The 26,004-nt window shown below is 43.7% G+C and carries 22 protein-coding genes; 1 reads left to right on the top strand and 21 read right to left on the bottom strand.

All coding sequences use genetic code 11. From position 1 onward, the window contains the following. Positions 1–140: 140 nt before the first annotated feature. From B9T36_RS06180 to B9T36_RS06235, 12 genes are all read right to left on the bottom strand, one after another. A complete protein-coding gene (locus tag B9T36_RS06180) occupies positions 141–1,460 on the bottom strand; it encodes a carbohydrate porin (RefSeq protein WP_086208641.1) in 1,320 nt (439 codons plus the stop codon). A 56-nt stretch (positions 1,461–1,516) separates the two neighbouring features. Then, positions 1,517–2,977, bottom strand: coding sequence for a NosD domain-containing protein (locus tag B9T36_RS06185; protein WP_086208642.1), 1,461 nt, complete (start codon positions 2,975–2,977; stop codon positions 1,517–1,519). A gap of 44 nt (positions 2,978–3,021) precedes the next feature. Beyond that, positions 3,022–3,879 (bottom strand): type I 3-dehydroquinate dehydratase, encoded by an 858-nt coding sequence (aroD, locus tag B9T36_RS06190; RefSeq protein ID WP_086208643.1) that lies wholly within the window; start codon positions 3,877–3,879, stop codon positions 3,022–3,024. Positions 3,880–4,029: 150 nt separating this feature from the next. After that, the gene (gene pcaG, locus B9T36_RS06195; RefSeq protein WP_086208644.1) at positions 4,030–4,659 is read right to left on the bottom strand and encodes a protocatechuate 3,4-dioxygenase subunit alpha; all 630 of its coding nucleotides are present in this window, start codon (positions 4,657–4,659) and stop codon (positions 4,030–4,032) included. A 15-nt stretch (positions 4,660–4,674) separates the two neighbouring features. Continuing rightward, complete coding sequence (gene pcaH, locus B9T36_RS06200) at positions 4,675–5,400, bottom strand: protocatechuate 3,4-dioxygenase subunit beta (protein WP_004981392.1); 726 nt, start codon at positions 5,398–5,400, stop codon at positions 4,675–4,677. A 26-nt stretch (positions 5,401–5,426) separates the two neighbouring features. After that, positions 5,427–5,861 carry a 4-carboxymuconolactone decarboxylase gene (gene pcaC / locus B9T36_RS06205; RefSeq protein ID WP_086208645.1) on the bottom strand — a complete coding sequence of 145 codons (435 nt, stop codon included), beginning with the start codon at positions 5,859–5,861 and terminating at the stop codon, positions 5,427–5,429. A 14-nt stretch (positions 5,862–5,875) separates the two neighbouring features. After that, positions 5,876–7,231 carry an MFS transporter gene (locus B9T36_RS06210; protein ID WP_086208646.1) on the bottom strand — a complete coding sequence of 452 codons (1,356 nt, stop codon included), beginning with the start codon at positions 7,229–7,231 and terminating at the stop codon, positions 5,876–5,878. 42 nt (positions 7,232–7,273) lie between these two features. Beyond that, complete coding sequence (pcaD, locus tag B9T36_RS06215; protein ID WP_171264435.1) at positions 7,274–8,050, bottom strand: 3-oxoadipate enol-lactonase; 777 nt, start codon at positions 8,048–8,050, stop codon at positions 7,274–7,276. Positions 8,051–8,058: 8 nt separating this feature from the next. Then, a complete protein-coding gene (gene pcaB, locus B9T36_RS06220) occupies positions 8,059–9,414 on the bottom strand; it encodes a 3-carboxy-cis,cis-muconate cycloisomerase (RefSeq protein ID WP_086208648.1) in 1,356 nt (451 codons plus the stop codon). A 22-nt stretch (positions 9,415–9,436) separates the two neighbouring features. Then, positions 9,437–10,642, bottom strand: coding sequence for a 3-oxoadipyl-CoA thiolase (gene pcaF / locus B9T36_RS06225; RefSeq protein WP_086208649.1), 1,206 nt, complete (start codon positions 10,640–10,642; stop codon positions 9,437–9,439). 148 nt (positions 10,643–10,790) lie between these two features. Then, positions 10,791–11,447, bottom strand: a complete 657-nt coding sequence (locus tag B9T36_RS06230) for a 3-oxoacid CoA-transferase subunit B (RefSeq protein ID WP_086208650.1) — start codon at positions 11,445–11,447, stop codon at positions 10,791–10,793. 13 nt (positions 11,448–11,460) lie between these two features. Further along, on the bottom strand, positions 11,461–12,141 hold the full coding sequence (locus B9T36_RS06235) for a 3-oxoacid CoA-transferase subunit A (RefSeq protein WP_086208651.1): 681 nt from the start codon (positions 12,139–12,141) through the stop codon (positions 11,461–11,463). A gap of 280 nt (positions 12,142–12,421) precedes the next feature. Between B9T36_RS06235 and pcaU the strand changes: the two genes are divergently transcribed. Then, positions 12,422–13,246 carry an IclR family transcriptional regulator PcaU gene (gene pcaU, locus B9T36_RS06240; protein WP_086208652.1) on the top strand — a complete coding sequence of 275 codons (825 nt, stop codon included), beginning with the start codon at positions 12,422–12,424 and terminating at the stop codon, positions 13,244–13,246. A 103-nt stretch (positions 13,247–13,349) separates the two neighbouring features. Here pcaU and B9T36_RS06245 read toward each other — a convergent pair whose 3' ends face one another. From B9T36_RS06245 to astA, 9 genes are all read right to left on the bottom strand, one after another. Beyond that, a complete protein-coding gene (locus B9T36_RS06245) occupies positions 13,350–14,162 on the bottom strand; it encodes a DUF4198 domain-containing protein (RefSeq protein WP_171264417.1) in 813 nt (270 codons plus the stop codon). Positions 14,163–14,255: 93 nt separating this feature from the next. Then, complete coding sequence (locus B9T36_RS06250; protein WP_086208654.1) at positions 14,256–15,065, bottom strand: hypothetical protein; 810 nt, start codon at positions 15,063–15,065, stop codon at positions 14,256–14,258. A gap of 65 nt (positions 15,066–15,130) precedes the next feature. Continuing rightward, positions 15,131–17,377 (bottom strand): TonB-dependent hemoglobin/transferrin/lactoferrin family receptor, encoded by a 2,247-nt coding sequence (locus B9T36_RS06255; RefSeq protein WP_416202555.1) that lies wholly within the window; start codon positions 17,375–17,377, stop codon positions 15,131–15,133. A gap of 558 nt (positions 17,378–17,935) precedes the next feature. Next, the gene (alr, locus tag B9T36_RS06260; protein ID WP_086208894.1) at positions 17,936–19,168 is read right to left on the bottom strand and encodes an alanine racemase; all 1,233 of its coding nucleotides are present in this window, start codon (positions 19,166–19,168) and stop codon (positions 17,936–17,938) included. Positions 19,169–19,228: 60 nt separating this feature from the next. Further along, on the bottom strand, positions 19,229–20,728 hold the full coding sequence (locus B9T36_RS06265) for an amino acid permease (protein ID WP_086208656.1): 1,500 nt from the start codon (positions 20,726–20,728) through the stop codon (positions 19,229–19,231). Between the two features lie 399 nt (positions 20,729–21,127). Continuing rightward, a complete protein-coding gene (astE, locus tag B9T36_RS06270; RefSeq protein ID WP_086208657.1) occupies positions 21,128–22,108 on the bottom strand; it encodes a succinylglutamate desuccinylase in 981 nt (326 codons plus the stop codon). A gap of 21 nt (positions 22,109–22,129) precedes the next feature. Beyond that, positions 22,130–23,470, bottom strand: coding sequence for an N-succinylarginine dihydrolase (gene astB, locus B9T36_RS06275; protein ID WP_086208658.1), 1,341 nt, complete (start codon positions 23,468–23,470; stop codon positions 22,130–22,132). A 25-nt stretch (positions 23,471–23,495) separates the two neighbouring features. Beyond that, complete coding sequence (astD, locus tag B9T36_RS06280; RefSeq protein WP_086208659.1) at positions 23,496–24,965, bottom strand: succinylglutamate-semialdehyde dehydrogenase; 1,470 nt, start codon at positions 24,963–24,965, stop codon at positions 23,496–23,498. After that, positions 24,965–25,996 (bottom strand): arginine N-succinyltransferase, encoded by a 1,032-nt coding sequence (astA, locus tag B9T36_RS06285; protein ID WP_034171394.1) that lies wholly within the window; start codon positions 25,994–25,996, stop codon positions 24,965–24,967. The genes astD and astA overlap by 1 nt, the downstream gene beginning before the upstream one ends. Positions 25,997–26,004 lie beyond the last annotated feature (8 nt).

Raw genomic sequence — 26,004 nt, forward strand, 5'->3', positions numbered from 1 at the left:
ACTTTGTTCTGAGCATCATTCACACCACATCCAAACTTTTGAGCATCCACAATTAGTTTGCTTCAGCAACGAAAAAAAGAGCATTTAAATTCAGCAATCACATCACTGATATTTTAAACACTCTTCCACTTCAAATACGATTAAAAATTCACCTTAACGCTAAGACCCGCCACCCATGCGTCATCCACTTCTTTCACCCCAGAAGGTTGATAGATATATTGCAAGTTGGGTCTGAGCATCACCGCAGGAGACCATTGGTAGGTATAGTTCAACTCAACATTGAGTTCGTCATGTTGAATTGGGACATAATCGCTGGCGAGCGCGTCATAACTGTAATAACCACGGCCTTCGTTGGTGGCGATTTGTTTATCCGTCACACGGCTATTCACCACATAGTTGGCCAAACCAAAGCCAATCGAGTCATTAGGGCGACTGTCAAAAGGACCTTTATACCAAAGTGCCAACTGCTGCGTACTTTCTACGGCGGTGGTATCTCGGTCATTGATGACCCCATTGAAACTGATATATAAACCACGTTTAGGGTCAGCCCCATGTTGGGTTAGTTGTTGTTGAGCATTTAACCAGAAACTATATTTGCCATCGTGGATTTCTCCTGATGTCCCCACATCTTTAGCTTCTGCTGTGGAATACAGTGCGCCGAGTTTATATTCGCCCGGTAAACCATTAAATGTGGCAAGTTTTGGTTTCCATGCCAGTTCAACTGGAATGGTGGCCCCTTCGACATTGTCCATATCGAGGTTAAAACCATCACTGTCCGAATCTGTTTTGACATTGTCAGGATTAACTTCATAGACCCCAACACCAAGTGACCAGTCTGGTGCAAATTGGTATTTCACATTGGTACCCCATAAGCTGACAGGCCAGTTATACCAAATCGAACCGATAGATTTGCCTAACTGTCCACCACACAAAAGTAAGTTCTGAAACTCACATTGCGAGCTGTTAAAATCATCGGACATGCCCATACGACCAATCTTAAATTGGACATGGTTATCATCAAATCCTGTTTTAATCCATGCTTGGGTGAGGCGCCAGATCTTGCCACGTCCATAAATTTCTTGAGTATTCCCCAAGGTGCTGGCACGTGGATCTTTAATTCGCGCTAAAGTTAATGAATTACCATCACGTTTGGTAATCATTAAGCCTGCTGTGGTATTTTCCCAACCTGCAATTTTGTTTAAATCAAAATTGGCACCTAAAGTCAGTTGTCCCGCATTTTCCAAAGTGTTGTCATCGTTATAACCACCAGCCAAATTGGTCGCTGCTTGGCTCATAATCGAAGCTGTAAATTTATAACCTTGATCTTCCAGTTGCTTCCGTTCACCGTTCCAATCGCCGAATAACCATTGACGGTCTGCCGAGTAAAATTCATTGGCTGACGCCAATTGGCAAGTTAAAAGCGCCAAAGATAATGTGCCTAGTTTTAAGAGTTGTTGCATAACCAAACATCCTTTTTTGTGAGGAAAGCTCAACCGAACTTTCCATGCGGTTTTTATTATTTAATGCGAACAGCTGGACTCAATTCAGAGGTCGCCCCTAAGTGATCTGTGACATTGGCGGTGACATTCGCCACACCACTTGCCACTTTCCATGTTGCTTGACCCTGACCTTGTGCATCGGTTGTCACCACTTGAGTACCTAAATACTGCTCTGCTTCTTGACTCTTCGCTTGACGATTGGCAAAGAATTCAACCTGATAGCGTTGATTTGGTTGTGCTTGTACTTCAGCCGTGACTTGACCTTTGCTATAGCTTAAACGTGGCGCTTGGATATTTTGGTTGGGTATCGCATTACAACCCTGTTCATTTGGCTGGGTACAGGTTTTTTGCAGTTTCGCTGCTTCAATGACCACACCACCCCCACGAGAACCGACGAAGCCAGCATGTTCTAGCGCAGGCACAGCAAACACAATGGCACCTAAACGTTGATTGGGTACACACGAACCACCCGCTTCACAGCGCTTAATATCTTTGCCATTGTCCCAAATTAAGTTTTTGGTCAAGGTTGTGCGGGCATTGGCATCTTTTTCTGAACGAATGGCTATCCCTAAACGGTTAGCATGAACTTTATTGCTGTCAAAAATGTTGCCATCACCCGTGAGGTTAAAGCCAATTGAGTTGTTGGTCAGTTCGTTATAAGCGATGTAATTGCGCTTACCCCAGTTGATTTGCAAACCATCAGAGTAATTTTCAAATTTGTTACCGACCACCGCATTATCATTGCCCCACAGGATTTCAATTCCTTGTGACGGTTCTGGATTGGCTTTGGTTGAAGTAAATAGGTTATTAGCGACAAGGTTAAATGCCGCGCCACGAGTGAGTTCAAGACCATCGCCATTATCTACAAATAAGTTATTTAAAACTTTGTTGTTATTGGTGGTGGTCGAGGTTGGATTGCCCTTACCATCATCACCCGTCAACATCACGCCTGAACCACCGTAGTTATTACTGATACGGTTATGTTGAATCAAGTTATTGCTTGAACGGTTCACCAAAACGCCAATACAGAAACGGTGAATATCGAGACCTTTTAAGGTCACACCATTAACATCTTGCAGAACCAGACCCGGTAAAGTCATGGTACGGACATTGGTGCCATACTGTTCAGGGTTTGCCCCTGGGCAGGCTTTAGCGCCCTCACCTTTAATATAGTTTGAACCATCAATCACAATAAACTCGCCTGTTTTGTCCCATTGCATCCCGATGATCTTCACTGAAGACTTAATTGGCGGTAAAGGCTGATTTAGTTTAATGGTATAAGGTGCTTTGCCCACAGCTTGGATGTGAATTTCATTTTCTTGCGCCGTATTGGCATTCGATTGTTCAATTGCCCAACGCAGTGAACCTTTTGCACTATCATCCTGATAACGATCCACAATATAAGTTTCTGCACTGGCCAAACCTGATGCCGCTAAACTCAAAACCAATGTGGTCAAACGTAAAGTTGATGGTTTCATATTTTAAATCCTTTTCTATCCTTGAACATGAATAACGCAGTGCATTAAGGGGTTGGTTGTACAGTTTTCAGCAACTGTTTGAGTTGAGTCACATCAATTTGACCTGGTGCAGAAGCTTCACCAATCATGCCGAAACTTAGGCTGCCACCCATGTTGGCAGTCGCCACACGTGAAATGGTGCCCAACTGTCCCATCGACATGGTCAGTAGTGGTTTTTGAGTTTTTTGACTGACCGCCAAGGTGGCATTCATGAGGGTAAAGACATCTTGTTTTGACTTTGGCATTACCGCAATTTTCAAAATGTCGGCACCCATCTGATCTTGTTTTAGCAGACGGTTTTCAATGTCTTGTTGCTCAGGTGTTTTTGCAAAATCATGATTCGACATGATCACCAACACCTTCTTGTCATGCGCCAATTTGGTTAATTTCGCCACACTGCCTGCATCACGGAACATTTCAATATCCAGCAATTGCATAAATGGCTTTTTCAGGTATTCACGATAAATTTTTTCATAGTTTTGGTCAGACACCGTCATTTTTCCGCCTTCGTTATGGGTACGAATAGTGGCGATTAACGGTTTGTCTTTTAAAATTTGATTCAACTGCTGACCCAATGCCATCACTTTTTTAGTGTCGGCAGAAAATTCCAATAAGTCGATACGAAACTCAGCCACATCTGCGTTTGGATTACTGGCAATCACTTTTGCTTGGGCAATCGCTTGTTCAGCCGTTTTTGCGGTAATCGGCACAATGGTTTTGACAGGTAAGTCACCAATATTGAGGTTTTTCACCACATAGTGTTGTACGCTTGATTGAGCTACTTCCGCTGCAAATGCTGGCATTGCTGCTAAAACAGCACTGCTTAAGCAAAGTTGCATCGCAATTTTTTTGATTTTCATCATTACATTTCCTTGTATTTACAAACTATTGCCTGACTTCTGTCATCAATGGCAAATATACGTGGGATGAACGAAATGGGTTATGCCATCACCACGCATAAACTTTTATCTTTAGAATTAGTTCAAGATGTCTCGCACTAAATCTTGGAAAATTTAGATATCCAAAAAGACCGTTTCGTCTTCTCCTTGAATACGAATGTCAAAGCGATACACCACTTCACCATCACGCTGTTCACGTTTTGCAATGAGGGTTTGACGACGAGGTGCCCACTCAATGCCTTTCAGCACAGGATCTTGTGCATTGGCTTCCACTTCATCTTCAAAATAGACACGGGTGTTCAAACCGATGTTGATACCACGTGCAAAAATAATCAGTGCAATATGCGGGGCTTGAGTTGCGCCTTTACGTCCCGGAACAGCACCCGGTTTAATGGTATTGAAACTCCAAAAACCAGTTTCAAAGTCTGCCCCTGTACGTCCCCAGCCGAGGAAGTTCGGATCGACTGCTTTGCCTTGAATATCCGCTGCACTTGGATACACGCCGTTGGCATCTGCCTGCCAAATTTCAATCAATACATCGCGTAACGGCAAACCTAGACCGTCGAATACTTGACCCTCTAAGCGAATACGTTCGCCTAAGGTTTTTTCTTGAACCAACTGATTGTTAAAGTTGTTTTCAAAGACTTCAATGTTGGCTTGTTGGGGCAACAAACCAATGTGTACGTATGGCCCACCTGTTTGAGATGGCGTTTCATGCAATTCTTGAAAGTTCCAATGGTTCATGTTGCTCTCCCTGAATTAAGTCAAATCATTTTCGAAATATGTCGCACGACGACCACGTAAAGTGATGTCAAAGCGGTAACAACGGCTGTCTGCTTCAATGAAGTTGCTCTTATCCTCAAGAGCAATCAGCGCGCGACGTTGTTCTTCCGAAGGAATGGTTTTAATAATCGGACACGAATCAATCAGCGTATCGCCTTCAAAATAGAACTGAGAAATAAGACGCTGCGCCCAACCATCGGCAAGCAAAGAGAAATGGATATGAGCAGGACGCCATTCATTAATACGGTTACGCCAAGGATAAGGACCCGGTTTAATGGTACGGAACACAAAATAGCCATTGGCATCCGTCATCATGCGGCCACAGCCTCCAAAGTTCGGGTCCATTGCACCAATAAACTGATCATTTGGATGACGATAACGACCAGAAGCGTTGGCTTGCCACACTTCAAGCAAGGCATTTTTAACTGGACGCCCAAACTGATCACGGACATAACCATGCACAATAATGCGCTCACCAATCGGCAAACCTTCTTTGGCATAGTTCAAAATCAAATCGTTATCTTTAGGCCCAAACTGCTCCGCACTAAACTGTGGTGAAGTCACTTCAGTTAATGTTTCTGCAATCGAAATCAACGCATTTTTGGGCGAGCGTAATACACTGGTTTTATAGCCGGGTGCGTATGCTGGCGGGTGATCTTCGGTATTGCGTTGTGCATAAGCACCTAAAATAAGTTGCGACATGTGACGTCCCTCTTAATCTTGTTCCATTACTCTTGATTCATTTGTTCTTGGCTAAGCTGCTGTTCGCTCAGCTTTTGCGGGGCAATGCCCAAATCTGCAAAAACTTCTTCTGCCATGTGCATGGCTGCATTGGCTGCGGGCAAACCGGCATACAGTGAACAGTGCAAAATCAACTCTTTTAAGTCGTCCTTGGTCACACCATTGTTAAAACAAGCACGTAAATGCATACGTAGTTCGTCTTCACGGCCCAGTGCCAATAACACCGCAATGGTGACTAAGCTACGGGTATGGCGTGGCATGCCCGGTCTAGACCAGACTTCGCCCCACGCAAAACGACTGATAAAGTTTTGAAAGTCAGCATTGAAATCATTCAAGTTCTCAAGTGAACGACCGACATGCTTTTCACCCAGCACTTCAGTGCGTACAGTGATTCCTTGTTCATAACGTTGTTCATCATTCATGGGAGAAACCTCAATTAGGTCGCATCGGTATGTGCGACCAGTGATTTAACAAAAATAGCGACTGCTGCTGCTGTTGCTGGAATTAACAGCAGACTTAAAATGGCAGTAAACGACCAGTCATTGCCCAGTAGAACTGCGCCGATCCATGCACCAAATACCGCACCGAAGCGCCCAATCCCAGACATCCACGCCACACCTGTTGCACGGCATTGGGTTGGATAAAAACGCGCACTCAGTGCTGGCATAGCCGACTGCGCACCATTAATTGCAACACCTGCGCAAAGTACTAAAATGGCAAGTAAGGTTGGATTTGCTAAGCTCTGACCTACGGCAAAGGCAAAGATTCCAGCGACAAAGTAGAAGCCTGCAATAATGCGGTTCGGGTTGAAACGGTCCATTGCCCAGCCAATAAATAAAGCACTGAGGACACCACCAAACTGGAATAAACCACCAATAAATGCAGCACGTTCCATCGTTGCGCCAGTTTCACGCATTAAGGTTGGTAACCAACTGGTGAGCAGATAAATCATCACCAAACCCATAAAATAGGTCAGCCACAATAAAACCGTGCCTTTGACATATTTCTGAGAGAACAGCATGCCAAACACACCTTTCTTCTCTCCACCTTCCGTTTTTTCTTCAGGTACATGAAACTCAGTAACACCCTGTACTTGCGTCGGTGCAATACGCGTTAGAATTTTGCGGACTTTTTCGCTGTCACGGCCTTTCACAATCAAGAAACGATAGGATTCTGGCAGGAAGAAAATCACCAAGATCATCAAGATCAGTGGCGACCAACCGCCCAGTAAAAATAAGCTGTGCCAACCAAAGGTTGGGATCAACCAACTGCTAATAAAACCACCTGTTGCCATACCCAAGTTGTAACCACAGAACATACAGGTCACGAGTAGCGAGCGAGAGCGTTGTGGGCAATATTCAGAAAATAGTGTGGTTGCATTCGGCATCGCAGCACCCAAACCAATACCGGTTAAAAAGCGAAGGACCACCAAGGTATTTAAGTCAGCTGCATATGCCGATGCCAAAGTAAAGCCACCAAATATCAGCATCGAAACACTTAAAACAATCTTTCGCCCAAAGCGGTCAGCGGTTGGACCAGACACCAAAGCACCAATAATCATACCGCCTAAAGCCGCACTCATGACTGGACCCAGTTGCGAGCGGTCTATCCCCCAGTCTTGTGCCAAGGCTGGAGCAATAAAACCCATTGCCGCAGTATCAATACCATCAACAAAAACAATGAGAAAACATACAATTGCGATCAACCACTGATATTTGCTAATCGGTGCATCATTAATCAGTGCTTGTGCGTCTATACTCGTTTTTTGAGTAGCGTATTCCTGAGACGCCATACCTGCCTCCTTGGGCTGAAAGTCCTTTTAAAAATCCTTAAACTATTGAATCGATCCAATGAACTGACGGAGCGTTTGGTTAAACAGCTCAGGTTGCTCAATATTGGAAAGATGCGATGCATCAATCACCGCGAGTTCACTCTTTTGAATCTGTTGTTGCATAAAGACGCCATCTGCTACTGTGGTAACTGGGTCAAGTGCGCCTGCAATCACTAAAGTTGGAATCTGAATCTGTTGAATTTGAGTAGATAGATCTGCTTGCGCGAGCGCTCGGCAAGATTCTGCATAACCCAATGCTGGCGTAGTCGCTAAAGACTGAATGGTACGCTGAGCCAAAGCATCGTGTTGATAATCAAACTGCTCGCTGAACCAGCGTGTATGCGTAGTCGCAACCAAATCTGCTAAGCCATTGGCTATCACAGCATCTGCACGAGCATTCCAACCTTCTTCAGTCCAAATTTTGGCTGCTGAGTTCGCCACAGTGATACTATGAAAACGATCTGCATGGTGAATACCGAGCCACAAAGCCGTCATACCGCCCATTGAAATCCCGCAAAAATGCGCTTTTTCAATGTTTAAACCATCAAGAATATCAATCACATCTTCTGCAAGGTTTTGTACAGTAGTCTGCTCAATCACATCACTTTGCCCATGACCACGCGTGTCATAAGTCACCACTTTGAACTGCTGTTCGAAGGCAGCAACTTGTGGCTGCCACATGCCTTTATCGGTACCCAATGAGTTTGAAAATACGATCACAGGTGCATGATCTTGCCCACTGATTGCCACTGATAAAGTCTTGCCTTGACGATTGGTCATCGTGATATTCACTTTGCCTCTCCTTTTGCTTCTTGCAACACCGCATCAATCTGGTCTTGAATATTGCCGAGATATGACGCGGGTTTAAAAATTTCTGAAATCTGTGCTGCACTAAAATAGGCTTTGACTTGATCGAGTTCAGTAATGACCTCCTTTAAGTGAACACCTTTTGCAACAGCTGTTTTACATGCGTCCTCTACCAGATGATGAGCTTGTAAACGTCCGATGTGTGGTGCCAAAGCCATCATCACCGCTTCCGCCATAATTAAGCCTTGCGTACATTCCAAATTGCGTTGCATATTTTCAACATTGACTTGCATCCCCTGTAACACATCCAAAGTCCGCTCTAAAGCACCAGCACAGAGTTGGAAAATTTCAGGCAATGCCAGCCATTCCGCATGCCATCCACCTAAACTACGCTCATGTTCCTGCACCATGCTTTGGTACAAACTCGACATCAGCACAGGCACACGATTGGCTGCTGCCAATACGGATGCCGCAGCAACAGGATTACGCTTATGTGGCATGGTTGATGAGCCACCACGCCCTTTCGCTGCTGGCTCAAATACTTCTGCAATTTCAGTTTGCATCATCAAAGACCAGTCACGTGCCATTTTGCCCAGACTACCTGTCGCTATTGCGAGAACACTCGCCACTTCGACAATACGGTCGCGCTCACCATGCCAAGTACAGCTTGGAACAGAAAGTTGTAACTGTGCTGCAAATGCTTGCACAACTGCTGTGCCTTGATTTTGCAAAGATGCCAATGAACCCACTGCACCGCCTAATTGCGCAGTGAACACACGTGATTTCATGGCTTCAATACGGGTCAAATCACGATGAAAAGCCGAAGCCCAACGTGCGAATTTATGACCCAACGTAATGGGTAGACCCTGCTGCAACCACGTGCGTCCAATCATCACTTGTGAACGATATTGTTCAGCTTGGGTCAATGCAGTGCGGTAACATTGTTGAATTAAAGATTCCACCTGTTGTAGCGCAGCACGACATTGCAAAAGACAAGCAGTATCTAAAATGTCTTGACTGGTTGCGCCCCAATGCACATAACGTGCAGCATCTTCATCGCTTTGTTTCACAATCGCGGTTAATTGCTTCACAAAAGGAATCGCGATATTGCCTGCCAAGCCTGTTGCAACAGCCAAAGCATTAAAATCAATCTGATCGAGTGCAGTTGCTGCAATGTTTGAAATTGCTGTTGCTGCAGATTCTGGAATAACACCAACCTGAGCCTGCGCTTGTGCCAAGGCAACTTCAGCCTCAATCATGTATGACACCAACGCGCGATCACTGAAAATTTCAGTCACCTCGTTTTGGTAAAATAAGCTGGCATATAACTGGCTCATGATCGCTATCCTTAAATATGCTTTAAACGCGCTGAATAATCATTGCAATGCCTTGACCGACACCAATACACATCGAACATAGGGCATAGGTTCCACCGGTTTGTTCTAACTGGTTCAAAGCCGTGGTGACTAAACGCGCACCCGATGCACCGAGTGGATGACCGATCGCAATCGCACCACCATTTGGATTCACTTGAGTGGTGTCATCTGCTAAACCAAGATCACGCGTGACCGCTAGTGCTTGTGCTGCAAAGGCTTCATTCAGTTCAATTACATCCATCTGTTCTAATGTCAGATTGGCTTGTTTGAGGAGCTTCTTGATGGCAGGCGCAGGTGCAAAGCCCATGATACGTGGTTCTACACCCACTGCTGTTGAAGCAATGATTTTGGCACGTGGTTTAAGTTGGTACTGCTCAACCGCTTGTTCCGAAGCGATCAGTACAGCAGCCGCACCGTCATTGATGCCTGATGCATTCCCCGCAGTGACGGTGCCTTCTGCTGTCACGACTGGCTTGAGTTTTGCCAAAGCTGCTAAGGTGGTCGAGGCACGTGGATGTTCATCCGTGTCGACCACAATTGGATCACCCTTACGCTGTGCAATATTCACAGGGATGATCTCATGTTTAAAAAAGCCTTGAGCTTGCGCGGTTGCGGTGCGCTGTTGACTCGTCAAGGCAAACTGGTCTTGATCTGCGCGATCAATATTAAATTGTTGTGCCACGTTCTCCGCAGTTTGTGGCATGGTGTCTACACCATACATCGCTTTCAGCTTAGGATTGATAAAACGCCAGCCCATAGTAGTGTCTTCAATCTTTTGGCTACGACCATACGCGGTTTCTGATTTGCCCATGACAAAGGGTGCGCGTGACATACTTTCCACACCACCCGCAATGATCAGGTTGGCTTCACCCGCTTTAATCGCACGGGCTGCCATCGCAATGGCATCGAGTGATGAGCCACATAAGCGATTCACAGTCGTGGCAGGAACTTCAACAGGTAAGCCAGCAAGTAATGCCGACATACGACCCACATTACGGTTGTCTTCACCCGCTTGGTTGGCACAGCCGTAGATCACGTCATCGACTTGAGTCCAATCTACTGTTGGATTGCGTTGCATCAAGGCTTGAATTGGCACTGCACCCAAGTCATCGGCACGCACTGGAGCGAGTCCACCTGCATAACGGCCGAATGGGGTACGAATAGCGTCAATAATGTAAGCGTTTTTCATATTTCATTTTCCCTTTATCTAAAATCCCTCCCAACCTCCCTTTATTAAAGGGAGGAGTTCCCCTATTTTTTAAATAGGGGGAACTTCCCAAAATTAGAAAGATGGAAGTCCCCCTTTATCAAAGGGGGATTTAGGGGGATTCAAATCATTAATTCTGTTGAGTCGCATCCACTAAAGTTGCACCCGTCATGGCCTGCAATTCTGCAAAGCTTAAACCGTCGACTTTCTCAATCACTTTTAAACCCTCTGCGGTGACATCAATCACACACAGGTCGGTGTAAATACGGTCTACACACTTCAAACCTGTCGCTGGATAGCTCAGTTCAGCCACGACCTTCGGTTCACCTTGTTTGGTCACATGGTCGGTGGTGATAAAGACTTTCTTGGCACCGACAGCTAAGTCCATTGCACCGCCAACCGCAGGAATCGCATCAGGTGCACCGGTATGCCAATTGGCCAAGTCACCATTGGCTGCCACTTGAAAGGCACCGAGGACTGCAATATCTAAGTGACCACCACGCATCATGGCAAAAGAATCCCCATGATGGAAAAAGGCACCGCCTTGCAGCATGGTCACATATTCTTTACCCGCGTTGATCAGTTCAGGGTCTTCTTCACCTTTTTCAGGTGGCGGGCCAAAAGCCAACAGTCCATTTTCAGAATGTAAGAACACGTCTTTGTCTGACGGTAGATAACTGGCAATCTTGGTCGGTAAGCCAATCCCAAGATTCACATAAGCCCCATCGGGAATGTCTTGTGCCACACGTTCTGCAATTTGGTTACGGCTGAGTTTTTGATAGCTCATGATGTTCTCCCGATTACACAGCAACAGGTTCTGGTTGAACCTGCACCACGTGTTGAACAAAAATACCTGCGGTGATGATGTGTTCAGGGTCTAAAGCCCCTAAGTCCACCACTTCAGAGACTTGTGCAATGGTCACACTGGCAGCCATTGCCATAATCGGGCCGAAGTTACGTGCCGATTTGCGGTAAACCAAATTGCCCCAACGGTCGCCTTGTTGGGCTTTAATCAGAGCAAAATCGGCTTTGATTGGATATTCCAGTACATAATCTTTACCGTCGATGTGACGGGTTTCTTTGCCTTCGGCCAATAAGGTACCGTAACCAGTTGGGGTAAACACTGCACCAAGTCCCATGCCTGCGGCTTGGATACGACAGGCCAAGTTACCTTGAGGCACCAGTTCCAATTCGATTTTGCCTGCACGATAGAGTTCATCAAAGACCCAAGAGTCGGACTGACGCGGGAACGAACAAATGACTTTTTTCACAGCACCCGCTTTCAGCAGCTTGGCTAACCCATAGTCGCCATTGCCAGCATTGTTACTGACGATGGTGAGGTCTTTAATGCCGAGTTGAATCAAGCCATCAATCAGTTCAGCAGGTTGTCCTGCTGTGCCAAAACCACCAATCATGATGGTTGAGCCGTCGGTGATTTGGGAGAGCACTTCCGCGAGGGATGCCGCACTTTTATCTATCATTAGATAACTCCATTGTGCATCATGCAAATTTGAAAAGGCGCGGAAAACTAACCTATACTCATGGGCTACTTTGTTTTCGACAAGATTCCCTAGTCTTTTAGTTAGATTTCCTTATCTGCTCATTTTTTATAATTTAGTGATTTTCGACTAGATAGTGAGCACAGGTTTTGTTCGATCATCGAACAATTTATATGTATATCGAACAAAACCTGATTATTTCACTCTGATTTCACGCTATAGTAAAAATAGACAAAGGATAAAAATGGATAGGGATACCGAAATGCATGAAGAAAAAGAACGAATAGAAAAGCGAATACATAATCACAATAATAAGAAAACCATTCGACATGAAGACTTTGTTGCAGGGATCAGTAAAGGTATGGCTATTCTCGATAGCTTTGGTACTGACCGACATCGTTTAAATATCACTATGGCAGCGGAACGTACAGGCATGACCCGTGCCGCAGCACGACGCCATTTACTCACTCTTGAATATTTAGGCTATTTAGAATCTGATGGTCATTATTTTTATTTAACCCCTAAAATTCTCAAATTTTCAGGCGCTTATTTAGGTGGAGCACAACTTCCCAAAATTTCTCAACCTCTACTGAACCTGCTGACCAATCAAACCTCACTCATTTTTTCCGTGATGGTTTTAGACGGCTATGAAGCGATTACTATTGCACGTAGCGCCGCACATCAACAAACAGATCGTGTCAATCCTTATGGCCTACATTTGGGCAATCGTCTACCTGCACATGCCACATCAGCAGGTAAAATTTTATTGGCCTATCTCGACGATCAGGAACAGTGTGAATGGCTGAATCAATATCCGCTACAACGCCTCACCAAATACACCCATACCAATAATGAAACGTTTCTGGCCTTATTGCATGAAATTCGAGAGCAAGGTTGGTGTTATTCATGTGAAGAACATGAATTGGGCGTACATGCACTTGCCGTTCCGATTTATGGGCAACAGTTAAAAGTCGTTGCAGCCTTAAATATTGTTTCCCCTACCATGCGAACAACCAAAGAATATTTGATTCAACACATACTGCCTTTGCTACAAGAAACTGCGCGCGAACTACGTAATATTCTTTAATGCTCAAAAAAAATAGCGGCACTTGTCACTCACAGACCTGTGATTCAGTTGAGATGAACTCGAACAGATTTCAGTAAATGACCTCTTTAGCCTTAGCTTACATTTAAGGATTTACGTATAAACTCAAAATCGTTCTATAGGTCTGAGCATTCGGTCGAAACTTTTCAGACTGTTCAGGTGAGGTCATAGTCACAAGGTATTGCCCGACCGCTGGAAAAAGCAAAGTAACCTCACCTGAACCATTGGTCTGCAACTGAGTCACTTTTTCAGCCTCTCCCAATGTGGTGATTTGCTTTTCTAGTGTTACCTGAAAACCTGACGCAGGTTTATTTCCCAAGTTTAATTTTATTGTGAATGGTTTTTTTAATGAAATTTGATTTGGATGACTTGAAAATACCAAACTTAAACCTTGTTGGGTATACTCTTGCTTCAGCTCACTCTGCTGTTGCTTAGAAAAATAACTCAGCAACTGATCAAAACGTTGCACAGTAAACTGCTGGCTTTTCGCTTGTACTTCACTTGGGGTAACAAAATGACGTTCAGTCAGTGGTGATAAACCTTCAGTTTTTGCATCTAATACCCGCAACCAACGTTGGCCAACTTTTGCATATTTAAGCTCACCTGTTCGGAGCCCTGTAACTGTATAAGTTCCTGCTTGAGCCGTTTTCACATCAGCCAAACTTAAAACTTGACTATGACTCAATGTTAATTCTTGAGTTTCACCCTTTGGTGTAAGCACTTTAAAATTAAAGCCTTTAATGGCTACTTCCGAGTCAAAAGCTTGCTCTGCAAATCCTGCCAAAACTGCAGTGTTGCCACCTTCTACCACATAACTGCTTGGCGCAACAAAAGGTGCATGTGCCCAACTATTTACGACCAAGATACTCAGTAAGCAAGTCAAACCTATTTTTTTCATCGTTGAATATTCCATTGATGTATCTTTGTCCATCGTCAACCTAATTAGTTTTACCTTTAAGCCACTCATACATGACTTAAAGGTATGGCTGGTTTATTGGGCTGAGGCTTGCCCTACTTTTTTCGCATACTGTTTAATATCGTTTGCTTGAATGGTGGTTTTACCTTTTGCAATCGCTTTGAATTGCTGTCCAGCAATCTCCTGCATTTGAGTCGTACCCGTCGCTAAATTACGGTCAAAACGCTGCATAAACTCATCGACATATTCTTGTTCAGTCACGATCAAATCTTGATTGCTGTCCGTCTCAAAAAATTGTTTATCGCGTGCGGTTAGATAGTCGCCTAAAGTTACATAATTTTTACCCTGTCCATATTGCGCGATAAACTCAGCCACATTGCTTGGCATCGGCATCGAAATAGGTAACTTGGCACGAAAACCATCATGTGTTCCTATACTTCCTCCTGCCAACTGAGCATCTTCTGCATTAATCAAACCGTCTTGATTCAGATCAAAGCCATCAAAAGTCTTTTCACCAGAGGCTTGGAACTCTTTTAACGTTAACTTTTGATCTTTGCTTTTATCTAAAATACCGTAACGAACATGTGCCTGTTTTAAAGACATTTCACGGCGTTGCTTGAGTACCGGGTCTAAGCGTGTCTGTTCAAATTGGGCAAACTGTTCAGCTGTCACCTTTTTATTATTGCTAAAAAGTGCAGCATAATCTTGTATATATTGTTGTGTCACTACGGAAACATTGGGTTGCTTATTTTCTGGATGATAGAGCGCATGAATAGCATAAGCTTGTTGATATACATCTGTTTGCGCTGTTTTATCTGCTGCTAAAATACTCGTTGAAGCGCTGAGCATCGTGATACCCATTACCCATGTAGACATGATTTTCATGATGATTTCATTTCCTGAAAGTTAAGTTTGCTGGATGGAATACCTGTTCTATCTAGCTTTGAAATTTAGTATTTAAATTCAACACTTGCGACAATATTTCGACCTGATTCGGCTGCGCGATCTATTAAACTGGCTTGATTCGTTCCTGTGATGGTGCCAACTGCGGAGTAATCCCAATAGGTCTTATCAAAGATGTTGTTAAAAGCTACATTCACTTTGGTGAACTTATTGATATTCCAGTAAGCAGATAAGTCAAAAATGGTGTAGCCAGCAACACGTTGGTACGCAACATCATCTTGATAAGTCGTGACATCTTTGGACGCAATTTTGTCCCCGACTGCTGTTGCAGTTAGACCTAAACCAAAGACTTTATTGGGGTTATCATAAGCAAAAGTTAAACTTCCCTTTTCAGGTTGAACCGAGTTCACACCAGTTTTCAAACCATCTTTATTTTTTGCAGTTCCCTTCGTTTTTCCGGCTACTAATGCCAAACTAAATCCATCTGAGTTTGAAATAAATTGGCCTAGATCTATGCGCGTAGACAGCTCACCACCCCAAATTGTGGCATTGGCTAAGTTTTCTGCACGGTAATAACCATTAGTATACTGTGCTGTATAGCCATAATTATAATAATCAATAAAGTCGCTATACTTCGTATAAAAGCCTGTGATATCAAACTTTATACCGTCAATTGAAGTATTTCTCAGTCCAATTTCAAACGCATCACTGGTTTCTTTATCTAAGTTTGAATTACCAATCACGATATAGCTTGGATTAGCTGCCGTGGTTTGATAAATCCCGCCCATCTCTGTTGGCGAAGGAATACGTGTACCGCGGGTGTATTTAAAATAGCTATAGTTTTCTGGATTAAACTGATAACCTGCTGAAAAACCAGGTGAAACATAACTAAAATCACGATCTTGCACATCACTATATGCAGAAGAGTCCGGGCGATACTCTTGTCGTTCAAGGCGAACTGATGGTGTTAAAGTTAAATCACGCCCTAAGAGGTCTAAACGGATCTCATCAGAGAGGTAAGCAGAATAACGTTTGAGCTCAGAATCAAGTAAATAACCGTTTTGATAGAGTGTTGACAATTTCGAGCCATTACGTAAGTCCACTTTAGTACTCGAATAATCTTTCTGGTCTGCCGCCAATCCATATTTTAGAGTTTGATTGCTCAAACGCTTCAGTGCATCAAACTTAATCCCTGTATTTTTTTCTTTATATGTCGTTGAAAAGTCACGTGCGACTGTCGCACTGTTCATGAATGATGTATCAGTTTCATTATTTGACTCTTGATACCACATTTTACTTTTCAACTGATCAAACAAAGCAAAGTTTGCAGGTTTGTAAATGTGTTCTAAGCTAAATTGGGTACGGTCAATATCTTGCTGTTGGGTGGCATCACTTTTATAGTTGCTAAATAAACTTGCACTAATACCTGTAGTATCGGCAGTTTTGCGGTAAAAGTCCCCAGTCAAATTAAATTGATGCTGATCGGATAACGTCCACAGTACTCGTCCCAATACAGCATCAGACTTCCAATCGGTCGGAAATGCTTTGGTTTTAGAGTTAGGTTTTGTTTCATGCCCATCACGATGTGCATAAGCCACTAAGGCTTTAAGCTCGTCATTACCTACCGCGCCCGTCACAGAGCTTAACCACGCTTCATCCGCAGAGCTATACCCTACTTTGGCAGTCCCCGCGATAGTTTTACCATCCACCAAATAATCTTCTGGAGACTTATTTTTAAATGAGACTCGCCCACCAATACCGTCGGTTGATGCATCTGTTGTTCCTGAAACGATATCTACTGATGTAAACATTTCAGGTTCAATATAGTCACGACCAGCGCCACGTTGACTCATACTATTAGGTGGAATATAAGAGCTAACCGTTGCTTCAGCTATATCTACACCATCAATATCTAAACCAATACGATTGGCATCAATACCACGAATGTTATAACTACTTGTACCAGACCCATCAAAAAAAGTTCCACTGCCTGCAACCGAAAATGGAGCGTGAACGAGAGGCAAGTATTTCACGATACTTGCCATATCGGTTACCCCCGTCTTGTCGAGGTTGTCTCTATTGATTGAGGTTTTTGAAACAGGCGCCTGATCTTCATGTTCAGCATATACTGTGATCTTAGGGAGAGAGGTTGAAACAGAGACATTCTCTTGTGCAAAGCTGTTTGAGCTGAAACCTGTAGTTATTAAAACAGCTAAACATAGTGATAAATAGCAAGGTCGTAAGTTCAAAATTTTAGCTTCGTCGCCCGAAAATTGCGACTGGTATTGATTCATACTCATGCGGTTAAACCCACTTATTAAATGATATTGATAATCATTACTCTTAATTCAATTTATTTTTCCAGAGCCTCAATGCCTGAGACCTATAAAGATAATTGAGATAGGAAGACTATGTGGATGCGAATAATAATCAATTAGATTATTATTTACAAATAGTATTTGCTTTTATTTTTGGAATGGAGAAGGTTGTTCAAAAAATCGTTTTTTGCTTTTTGTCGTTCAGTGCAGATTTCATCACTACATTCGTGTTGTAAATGTAAAATCAACAACGTTCAGACGATCTAAAACATTTAAAATCAGAAGAATTACACTATTTTAAAATTGATTGAGAGCAGGCCAACATCCCTCAAGGCTTCAGCTTCTCTAACCAAAAATCATCAAATACAGCCATGAAAAAAGACAGCACATCATTCAATATGTACTGCCTTCAATTGACTCATTCACTCTGTATAAACAACCAGACGCTCCTTTAAAAAGGCGATGAATAGTCGCTCAACTCAAACTATCGGTAGGTTTAAGTTATCTCCAAGCATACCGAACAATGGTCGTTTATTAATCGTGCCGTACCAGAACCTTAGGGTTAGAATTACCCCACATGGTATAAACATCTGCTAGTAAGGCACCATTGTATTCTTCTAAATCGCTTTGCTTGACACTTTCAGCACCTTGCTGACCAAAGAGCACCACTTCATCATTGGCACGAATATCAGGAAAGTCCGTGACATCTACCATGGTGGTATTCATAGAAGTTCGTCCAACTACAGGCACTTTATGGCCTCGAATCAGCACATAGGCTTTATTACTAAAGGCACGTCGATAACCATCTGAGTAGCCAAGTGGTAAGTTCGCCAACAGCGAATCACGCTTCAAGGTATAGGTTTGGTCATAGCCGACTGTTGTGCCTTTTAAATAGGCATTAACTGTTGCCACTTGGGTTTTAAAGGCCATCAGCTTTTTATATTCGACCCGATCTGGAAGGCTGTCACCATAAATCACGCCACCCGCACGAACCATATCTAAATGTGACTCTGGAACAGTTAAGGTCGCAAAAGAATTTGCGGTATGTAAAGTCAGCGCTTCACGTTTTAATTTGGCTTTTTTAATCAACCAGTCCGTTTGCTGGTTAAACACCGCCAGATGGTCACGCACATATTGCTCATCCTCTACTGCGTAGTGGGTCATAATCCCCACCAGTTTTAGATTGGCTAATTTAGTCATACGTAGCGCTTGCTGTTTGCCCATTTCACTATTCAGCTCTAAACCATTTCGGTCCATACCACCTGCATTTAAACCTAAATGGTATTTAATGGTTAGACCCTGTTGTTTTGCCCACTGCGACATACGTTGTGCTTGCTCATAATTGCCCAACAACTCTTCCATATTTAAAGAAGCCGCATTTTGAATCTCTTGGTCTGTGGCTGCACGTAGTCTTAATAGGCGTCCCTGATAACCAGACTGACGTACCATTGCCGCTTCGGCATTACTAGTAATCCCCACACAAGGTACATTCAGCTTCATAATACTCGGCATCAACAGTTCAATCCCGTGACCATACGCATCAGCTTTCATGACCGCACAAATTTGACTTTTGTCTTGTAATTGCTGCTGCAAAGTCTGAATATTTTGCTCAAAGGCCTGCACATTAATTTCAACCCAAGCATTGGCCTGAGGCGCGGCTGATTGGCTGGCTGAAATATGCGTGGTTAATAAAGGCGCTGCAAAACTGCTATTGATGTTCAACAGCCCTGCACCTAACATACAAGCAAATAATGTCGACTTTTTCAAAATAAAACCCTCTTCATCGTTATAACAAAAGAGAGGGTAAATACCCTCTCTCACTTTTCACTAATTATTTTCTTGCATATCATCATGCTCAATGCGGCGACCATGGGTCAAAATCCAACTGCGCTCTGCATATTTTTTCGTTTTATAGTAATAAGCAATACCTAAGCCAATAAACCAAAGTGGGGAGAATGCCAATGAAATCATGGTGTCATGATCTAGTGCTAAAATCGCCACCACAAAGATCAAGAATAACAAGGTAAACCATGCCATAAATCGACCACCTGGCATTTTATACGCCGACTGCTCATGTAATTCAGGGTCTTTTTTACGATAAGCCAGATACGACAAAATAATCATGGCAAAAGTAAAAATACATAGAATAGAAGTAAAGGCTGAAATGATAATGAATGCTGTCATGACATTCGGCACAATAAACAGAATCGACGTTCCTACCACTACACAGAACATTGAAAATATAAGGCTCAGCACAGGCACTTTACTTTTCGACAGTTTGGCAAAACTTTTCGGTGCATCTTTTTCTACAGCCAAACCAAACAACATACGGCTGGTCGCAAACACACCACTATTCGCAGAAGACATGGCAGAGGTTGCCACCACAAAGTTGACAATACTGGCTGCCGCAGGCAAACCAATTAAGGTAAACATTTCAACAAATGGACTTTTATCTGGAGAAATTTGTGACCAAGAAGTGACTGCAATAATACAAACCAAAGCACCGATATAGAACAATAAAATACGTAATGGAATCGAGTTAATCGCACGTGGTAAAGCATAATGCGGATCTTTGGTTTCTGCCGCAGTAGTACCCACCAATTCAATGCCGACAAAGGCAAATACTGCAATTTGGAACCCTGCTAAAAAGCCAGTTAAACCGTATGGGAACAAAGACTCTTTCTCAACCACATGAGCTAACGACGCTTTGACACCATCTGGAGAGACAAATCCAATGGTAATGAGATATATACCAACACATAGGAATAAAATAATTGCGATAATCTTGATTAAAGCAAACCAGAACTCGACTTCACCAAATAACTTTACAGCAACGAAATTCAACAAAGTCAAAATGGCAATTGAGGTGAAAGCGGGTATCCATGCGGGGAGATCAGGATACCAAAACTGTGCATAGCCCCCAATAACAATCACATCGGCAATTGCAGTGACAATCCAGCTAAGCCAGTACGACCACCCTAAAAAGAAGCCTGCCCATGGACCCAAATATGCCGTTGCAAAATCAGCAAAAGATTTATAGTTGGTATTGGAAAGCAGTAACTCCCCCATCGCACGCATGACGAAGAAGAAGAAGAAACCAATAATTAAATAGGTCAGAATAATGGATGTACCTGACACAGCCAACGTCTTACCCGATCCCATAAAGAGACCTGTACCAATCGCACCACCAATCGCAATCATCTGAATGTGACGATTGGTTAGTGAGCGTTGCAGTTGTTCTTCCTCAACTGACTCGTAATGATGTCCACCCAATAAATCACCTTCTAAAGGTTCTTTTTGTTGATGGGCTTGTTTTCCATTCATCATATTTTTACTCCAATTTACAGCCCAACGGGTGTAAATATGGGACTTTGTTAAAATAATTTCTTATTTCATTTCAGTCCAAATTAAGCTACATATTATCTTTCAATAACATTAATTTTTACTATTCAGAGCCAGTAGAGTTAATCCTTTATCAGCCACTAAATAATGTTTACACGACTTGCAAAACCTATGCCAAATTCAAATATTTTTTATTAAAAAACAATAACTTAATAAATAATAAACGCAAAAAAATCCACCAACCATAAGTTACCTTATAATCAGTAGATAAAAATATTGAATTAATATTTTTAACAATATCCATATATTCAATTCCATTGAAAATTAATTTAACGACTTAAGTTCGATAAACCACCATCAGCACATTTAATAAATTGACTAAAATCATCCTGAATAAACCTCAGTTAAGATCAGCCCTGCTCTTAATCCCTTTTTCACTTGAGTATTCGGAAACAAAATCCGAACCTGCTCTGGTGCAGTCACATACGGTTTGCCCTGTTGTAAGGCAATGACAGCACCAGTTTCAAACACAGAAAAATTAGGCGCAGCATCTGCCAAATTCAGTTGGAAGTCTTCTTCAGTTTTGATGATCGAATCAACGACTCGAAAAGTTTGAATTGCTTGTTTTTGGCGTACAGGTAAGGACTGCTCACTCACCACGGCGCGAAGCACATAATTAATCGCAGCGAATGCTGTCAAATCATTTTGTCCAAAGGGTTTAGCATGACCAAGTTCTAGCGTCGAACTGGCCGCTTGAAACTGAGAGCTGCTAAAGTGTGTAAAAGTACGACCTACAGCATTGTGATACACTAAGGCATCCAATTCCGCAGCGTTTAGGCTGTCTAACATCGCAGCATCATAGTCATGGGTTTGATAAGGAAATAAGGCAAAAGTCGGCAACAAAGATGGGCGAATCGCGGTATGCAAATCGTAATGATAGCGTCGTACTTGAGCTGGACTATCATTAAAAAAAGCGGTGACGATCTGTTCTAAGACCGCCACCCGCTGCGCTTCAACTGTGTCGGTAAATTGTTGATAGGCCCCGCAGAACATGCGGTTCATATCATTTTCAACATAGCGTTGCCCCGAGCGAATCGCGATAGGATTCCCTAAAATCAGCAATAACTTAACCTTGAGCTCTAATGCCCCTGCAAACAAATCGTGACTCAGCTGCGCCAACAACTCGATTGGCGCAGTTTCATTGCCATGCACACCCGCGGAAAGCACGACTGCTTTTTCATAAGCCTGTTGTGGCGTAAAAGATAAAACACCTTCAGCCAACCATTCCCAACGAAAATCATGCTGTACGCCATGTGCTACAGTCGGGACACGTTGTTTTAAAACATCACCTAGAAAATCTATCATCTGCTTTCCCTGCACGATTGCTTAACGTTGGAAGTGATACACCGAACCTAAGTTCAAAATTTGCGTCAATTCATCTAACGCAGTACGGCTTTCAATCAGTAATTGCGGGTCAGCCAAATCTTGTTGCGCCAACTGGTCACGGTAGTACTTGTCGACCCACGTGTTTAAACGGGTAAACAAGGCATCATTCATGAACAGGTTTGGGTTGATTGCATTCAGCTCTGCTTCATTCACCGCCACACGTAAACGTAAACATGCAGGGCCACCGCCATTGCGCATACTTTCACGTAGGTCAAACACCTTGATGTCGTCAATCGGCGTACCCATTTGGATCATGTCGTTTAAATAACCCCACACTGCTGGGTTTTGACGTGATTCTTCAGGCACCACAATGCTCATCCCGCCATCGGCACGGGTGAGTAATTGGCTATTGAACAAATACGTATTGACCGCATCTTTCACAGAAACACGCTGATCAGGCACTTCAATGGAGACGAATTCTTGACCCAAGCGCGCCATTTTTTCGCGAATTTCTGACAATGCTTCAGACTGATTCAAAAATGCATGCTGATGGTGGAACAAGACGTTTTGGTTACTCACCGCAATCACGTCGTTGTGGAAGACACCTTGGTCAATCACATCGGGATGCTGCTGTATAAATACCGTTTGTTCCGCTTTGAGCTGGTGTAAACGTGCTACGGCTTCACTCGCCTCTAAGGATTGACGTGCAGGATAGCGTTTCGGGCCAATACCACCACCGAGGAACTGCTGACCATAAACGAACACTTGCACGCTGGCCTGATCATAAGCACCGCCTAAACGGTTATGATTCGCCGCGCCTTCATCACCAAACAATGCCACAGGTGGCAGCGCTTCGTGATGGGCAAAGTGACGTTCATCGTTAAACATCGCTGCCATAACACGCGATGTGGTGTCATGTTCAATCGAACGGTGGAATTTATTGTTTAAATTCGCCGCAGTAAAATGCACACGACCATCTGCACTGTCCGCCGACGGTGAAACCGTTGCCGCATTGGCAGTCCACATACAGGATGCTGAACTTAACGCGGATAATAATGCAGGTGAGGTACGCATCGCTTGTTCAATCACGCTGTGATCATCCCCACGGAAGCCCAATTTGCGCAAAGTCGGGACATGAGGGCGTTCTTGCGGTGCAAATACACCCTGCTTTAAGCCCATGTCGGCCAAAGCTTTCATCTTTAACAGACCTTGCTTGGCAGCCAACTTCGGGTTGGAAAGATTATTTTGGTTTTTGGTAGATGCCTCGTTTCCGAATGACAATCCTGCATAGTGGTGTGTTGGACCGACTAAACCATCAAAATTAATTTCATAGCCTGACATTTCTAAACTCCCTTATTCTGTCGACTTACAGCACAATGCCTGGCGATAATTTTTCAGGTAGGCTTACCTGCTGACTTTCCAGTGATGCCATTGGCCATGCACAGTAATCTGCGGCGTAGAAAGCACTGGCACGATGGTTTCCTGATGCACCTACACCACCAAAGGGTGCAGCACTTGATGCGCCTGTTAATGGTTTGTTCCAGTTCACAATGCCTGCACGTGCTTCAATCAATAAACGATCAAACAGCGCACGGTCAGGTGAAACTAGACCCACCGACAATCCAAAACGAGTACCATTTGCTAGTGCCAAAGCCTCATCAAAGTGGTCATAACGATAGATACAGCTCAATGGACCAAAATATTCTTCGTCGGGTACATCACTCACATGGGTCACATCTAAAAGACCTGGACTTAACAAGCTACTGTTGGCATCCGCTTGAGTCACAGGGAGCAGAACTTGCGCTCCTAAATCAATCAGGCGTTGTTGTGCTTGTAAAATTTGCTGTGCAGCATGCAATGAAATCACACCACCCATAAACGGTTGTGGCTGAGCATCCCACTGACCCACCACCAAGTTACGGCTGACTTCAGCCAAACGTTGAATGAAGGCATCGCCTACAGCACCATTTTTAATAATTAAACGGCGTGCACAGGTACAACGCTGACCCGCTGAAATAAAGGCAGATTGGACGGTTAAATTCACCACCGCATCAATATCGGTAATCTCGTCGATAATTAATGCGTTATTACCGCCCATTTCTAAAGCGAGAATTTTTTCTGGAGCACCAGCCAATTGTTTATGCAGGTGATAACCTGTATTGGCACTGCCTGTGAATAACAAACCATCAATTTCATGTGACTGTGCAAGTGCCTCGCCTGTGCTACGACCACCTTGCACCAAGTTCAACACACCCGCAGGTAAACCCGCTTCTTGCCATAACTTGACCGTTTCTTCCGCAGTCCACGGCGTCAATTCACTTGGTTTAAAGACCAAAGTGTTGCCTGCAATCAGCGCAGGGACGATGTGACCATTGGGTAAGTGACCTGGGAAGTTATACGGGCCAAATACAGCCAACACACCATGCGGACGGTGACGTAAAGACGCTGCACCATCTGGCATTTCCGTCAGACTTTCACCTGTACGTTCGTGATAAGCACGCACTGAAATCGCTACCTTACCAATCATCGACTGAACCTCAGTCAACGTTTCCCAAATCGGCTTACTGGTTTCACGACTAATAATCGTTGCAAGCTGTTGTTTGTTTTGTTCTAACAAGCTGGCAAATCGTTGAATAATTTCAAGACGCTCAGCTAAAGGGCGACGTGCCCAAGCAGCAAAGGCAGCACGTGCAGACTGACAAGCTTGTTCAACTTGCTCAGCTGTCGCTTCTGCACCGTGCCAAATTGTTTCTTGCGTAACAGGATCGAGTTTGTCCCATGCCGCACCTTGCGCTGGAGACCATGTCCCGTTTATATATAGATTCCCTTGTGACATTATTTTTGCTCCATCTTATCTAAAGGCAACATACGAATGCTTTGCCCTGCTTGCACACCAAGGGCATGCGCTTGTTCTACCGTTAAACTTAAACTGTCCGACTCAGCCGCGTGCTGAATCAAAATCGCGCGATAGTCTTGATAGCGATCATTTGCCACCAAATAACGCCCTGCATCATCTGGAACGCTATCGACGATTTTCACTGCACAAGTGTGACTGTCTTTGACAGCACGCAGGCTACTGACTTCGGCTTCAAGTGTCGGGCCTGCATCAAAAATATCGACATAACCTTGGTAACACAGCCCTTCTGACTCCAACACACGAGAGGCTGGAACCGTCTGCGGATGAACCTGTGCAATCACTTGTTGCGCAGCCATCGGCAGCAAGTCGATATACACAGGAAAACGTGGCATCAACTCCGCAATAAAGACTTTTTGCCCTATCCCACTGAGGTAATCCGCAGTCGAGAAATCCATATTGAAAAAGTGATGGCCTAAAGCATCCCAAAATGGCGAACGACCATTTTCATCGGAATAACCACGCATTTCCGCAATCAGCTTATTTTGAAAAGCCTGTTTAAAAGCAGCGATAAACAGAAAACGAATCTTCGACAGCAGTTTTCCATTTTGGTCTTTGCGATACTCTGGGTCTAAAAACAGCGTGCAGAGTTCGCTACAACCGGTATGGTCATTGCTTAAAAACAGCGTGTTTAAGGTTTTATAAACATTCAGAGTTTGTGAGGCATGGACTTGTTTGCCCACATGGTAGTTATAGAAAGGCTCAGTTAAACCCACTGAAACTTCAATTGCACTAACGCCAACCACACGCTGTAACAAGGTATCTTCTAAAACAAATAAATAGCCCTGTTCACTCGGTGTTGCCTGACCCGCTAAGGTCTTTTGCGTGCGTGCAATACGAGCCGATAAGATCTCTTTATTTTGGGGTAAAGAAGTCAGGCCAATGCCAGACTTCCCCGCCAGAATGTAGATATCATCTAAATCTCGATGCTCTGCATGTCTAACAATCATCATAACCAGTG

The organism is Acinetobacter sp. ANC 4204, from assembly GCF_002135205.1.
GTDB lineage: Bacteria > Pseudomonadota > Gammaproteobacteria > Pseudomonadales > Moraxellaceae > Acinetobacter.

Excerpts from the sequence above, each read along its gene's own strand:
- B9T36_RS06250 (WP_086208654.1), bottom strand. The coding sequence starts at position 15,065 with ATGAAAATCATGTCTACATGGGTAATGGGTATCACGATGCTCAGCGCT.
- astB (WP_086208658.1), bottom strand. The coding sequence starts at position 23,470 with ATGTCAGGCTATGAAATTAATTTTGATGGTTTAGTCGGTCCAACACAC.
- pcaF (WP_086208649.1), bottom strand. The coding sequence starts at position 10,642 with ATGAAAAACGCTTACATTATTGACGCTATTCGTACCCCATTCGGCCGT.
- B9T36_RS06235 (WP_086208651.1), bottom strand. The coding sequence starts at position 12,141 with ATGATAGATAAAAGTGCGGCATCCCTCGCGGAAGTGCTCTCCCAAATC.
- astA (WP_034171394.1), bottom strand. The coding sequence starts at position 25,996 with ATGATGATTGTTAGACATGCAGAGCATCGAGATTTAGATGATATCTAC.
- B9T36_RS06180 (WP_086208641.1), bottom strand. The coding sequence starts at position 1,460 with ATGCAACAACTCTTAAAACTAGGCACATTATCTTTGGCGCTTTTAACT.
- B9T36_RS06255 (WP_416202555.1), bottom strand. The coding sequence starts at position 17,377 with ATGAATCAATACCAGTCGCAATTTTCGGGCGACGAAGCTAAAATTTTG.
- pcaG (WP_086208644.1), bottom strand. The coding sequence starts at position 4,659 with ATGAACCATTGGAACTTTCAAGAATTGCATGAAACGCCATCTCAAACA.
- astD (WP_086208659.1), bottom strand. The coding sequence starts at position 24,965 with ATGTCACAAGGGAATCTATATATAAACGGGACATGGTCTCCAGCGCAA.
- pcaD (WP_171264435.1), bottom strand. The coding sequence starts at position 8,050 with ATGACCAATCGTCAAGGCAAGACTTTATCAGTGGCAATCAGTGGGCAA.
- pcaU (WP_086208652.1), top strand. The coding sequence starts at position 12,422 with ATGCATGAAGAAAAAGAACGAATAGAAAAGCGAATACATAATCACAAT.
- B9T36_RS06185 (WP_086208642.1), bottom strand. The coding sequence starts at position 2,977 with ATGAAACCATCAACTTTACGTTTGACCACATTGGTTTTGAGTTTAGCG.
- B9T36_RS06245 (WP_171264417.1), bottom strand. The coding sequence starts at position 14,162 with ATGAAAAAAATAGGTTTGACTTGCTTACTGAGTATCTTGGTCGTAAAT.
- B9T36_RS06230 (WP_086208650.1), bottom strand. The coding sequence starts at position 11,447 with ATGAGCTATCAAAAACTCAGCCGTAACCAAATTGCAGAACGTGTGGCA.
- B9T36_RS06265 (WP_086208656.1), bottom strand. The coding sequence starts at position 20,728 with ATGATGAATGGAAAACAAGCCCATCAACAAAAAGAACCTTTAGAAGGT.
- pcaC (WP_086208645.1), bottom strand. The coding sequence starts at position 5,861 with ATGAATGATGAACAACGTTATGAACAAGGAATCACTGTACGCACTGAA.
- pcaH (WP_004981392.1), bottom strand. The coding sequence starts at position 5,400 with ATGTCGCAACTTATTTTAGGTGCTTATGCACAACGCAATACCGAAGAT.
- B9T36_RS06210 (WP_086208646.1), bottom strand. The coding sequence starts at position 7,231 with ATGGCGTCTCAGGAATACGCTACTCAAAAAACGAGTATAGACGCACAA.
- aroD (WP_086208643.1), bottom strand. The coding sequence starts at position 3,879 with ATGATGAAAATCAAAAAAATTGCGATGCAACTTTGCTTAAGCAGTGCT.
- astE (WP_086208657.1), bottom strand. The coding sequence starts at position 22,108 with ATGATAGATTTTCTAGGTGATGTTTTAAAACAACGTGTCCCGACTGTA.
- pcaB (WP_086208648.1), bottom strand. The coding sequence starts at position 9,414 with ATGAGCCAGTTATATGCCAGCTTATTTTACCAAAACGAGGTGACTGAA.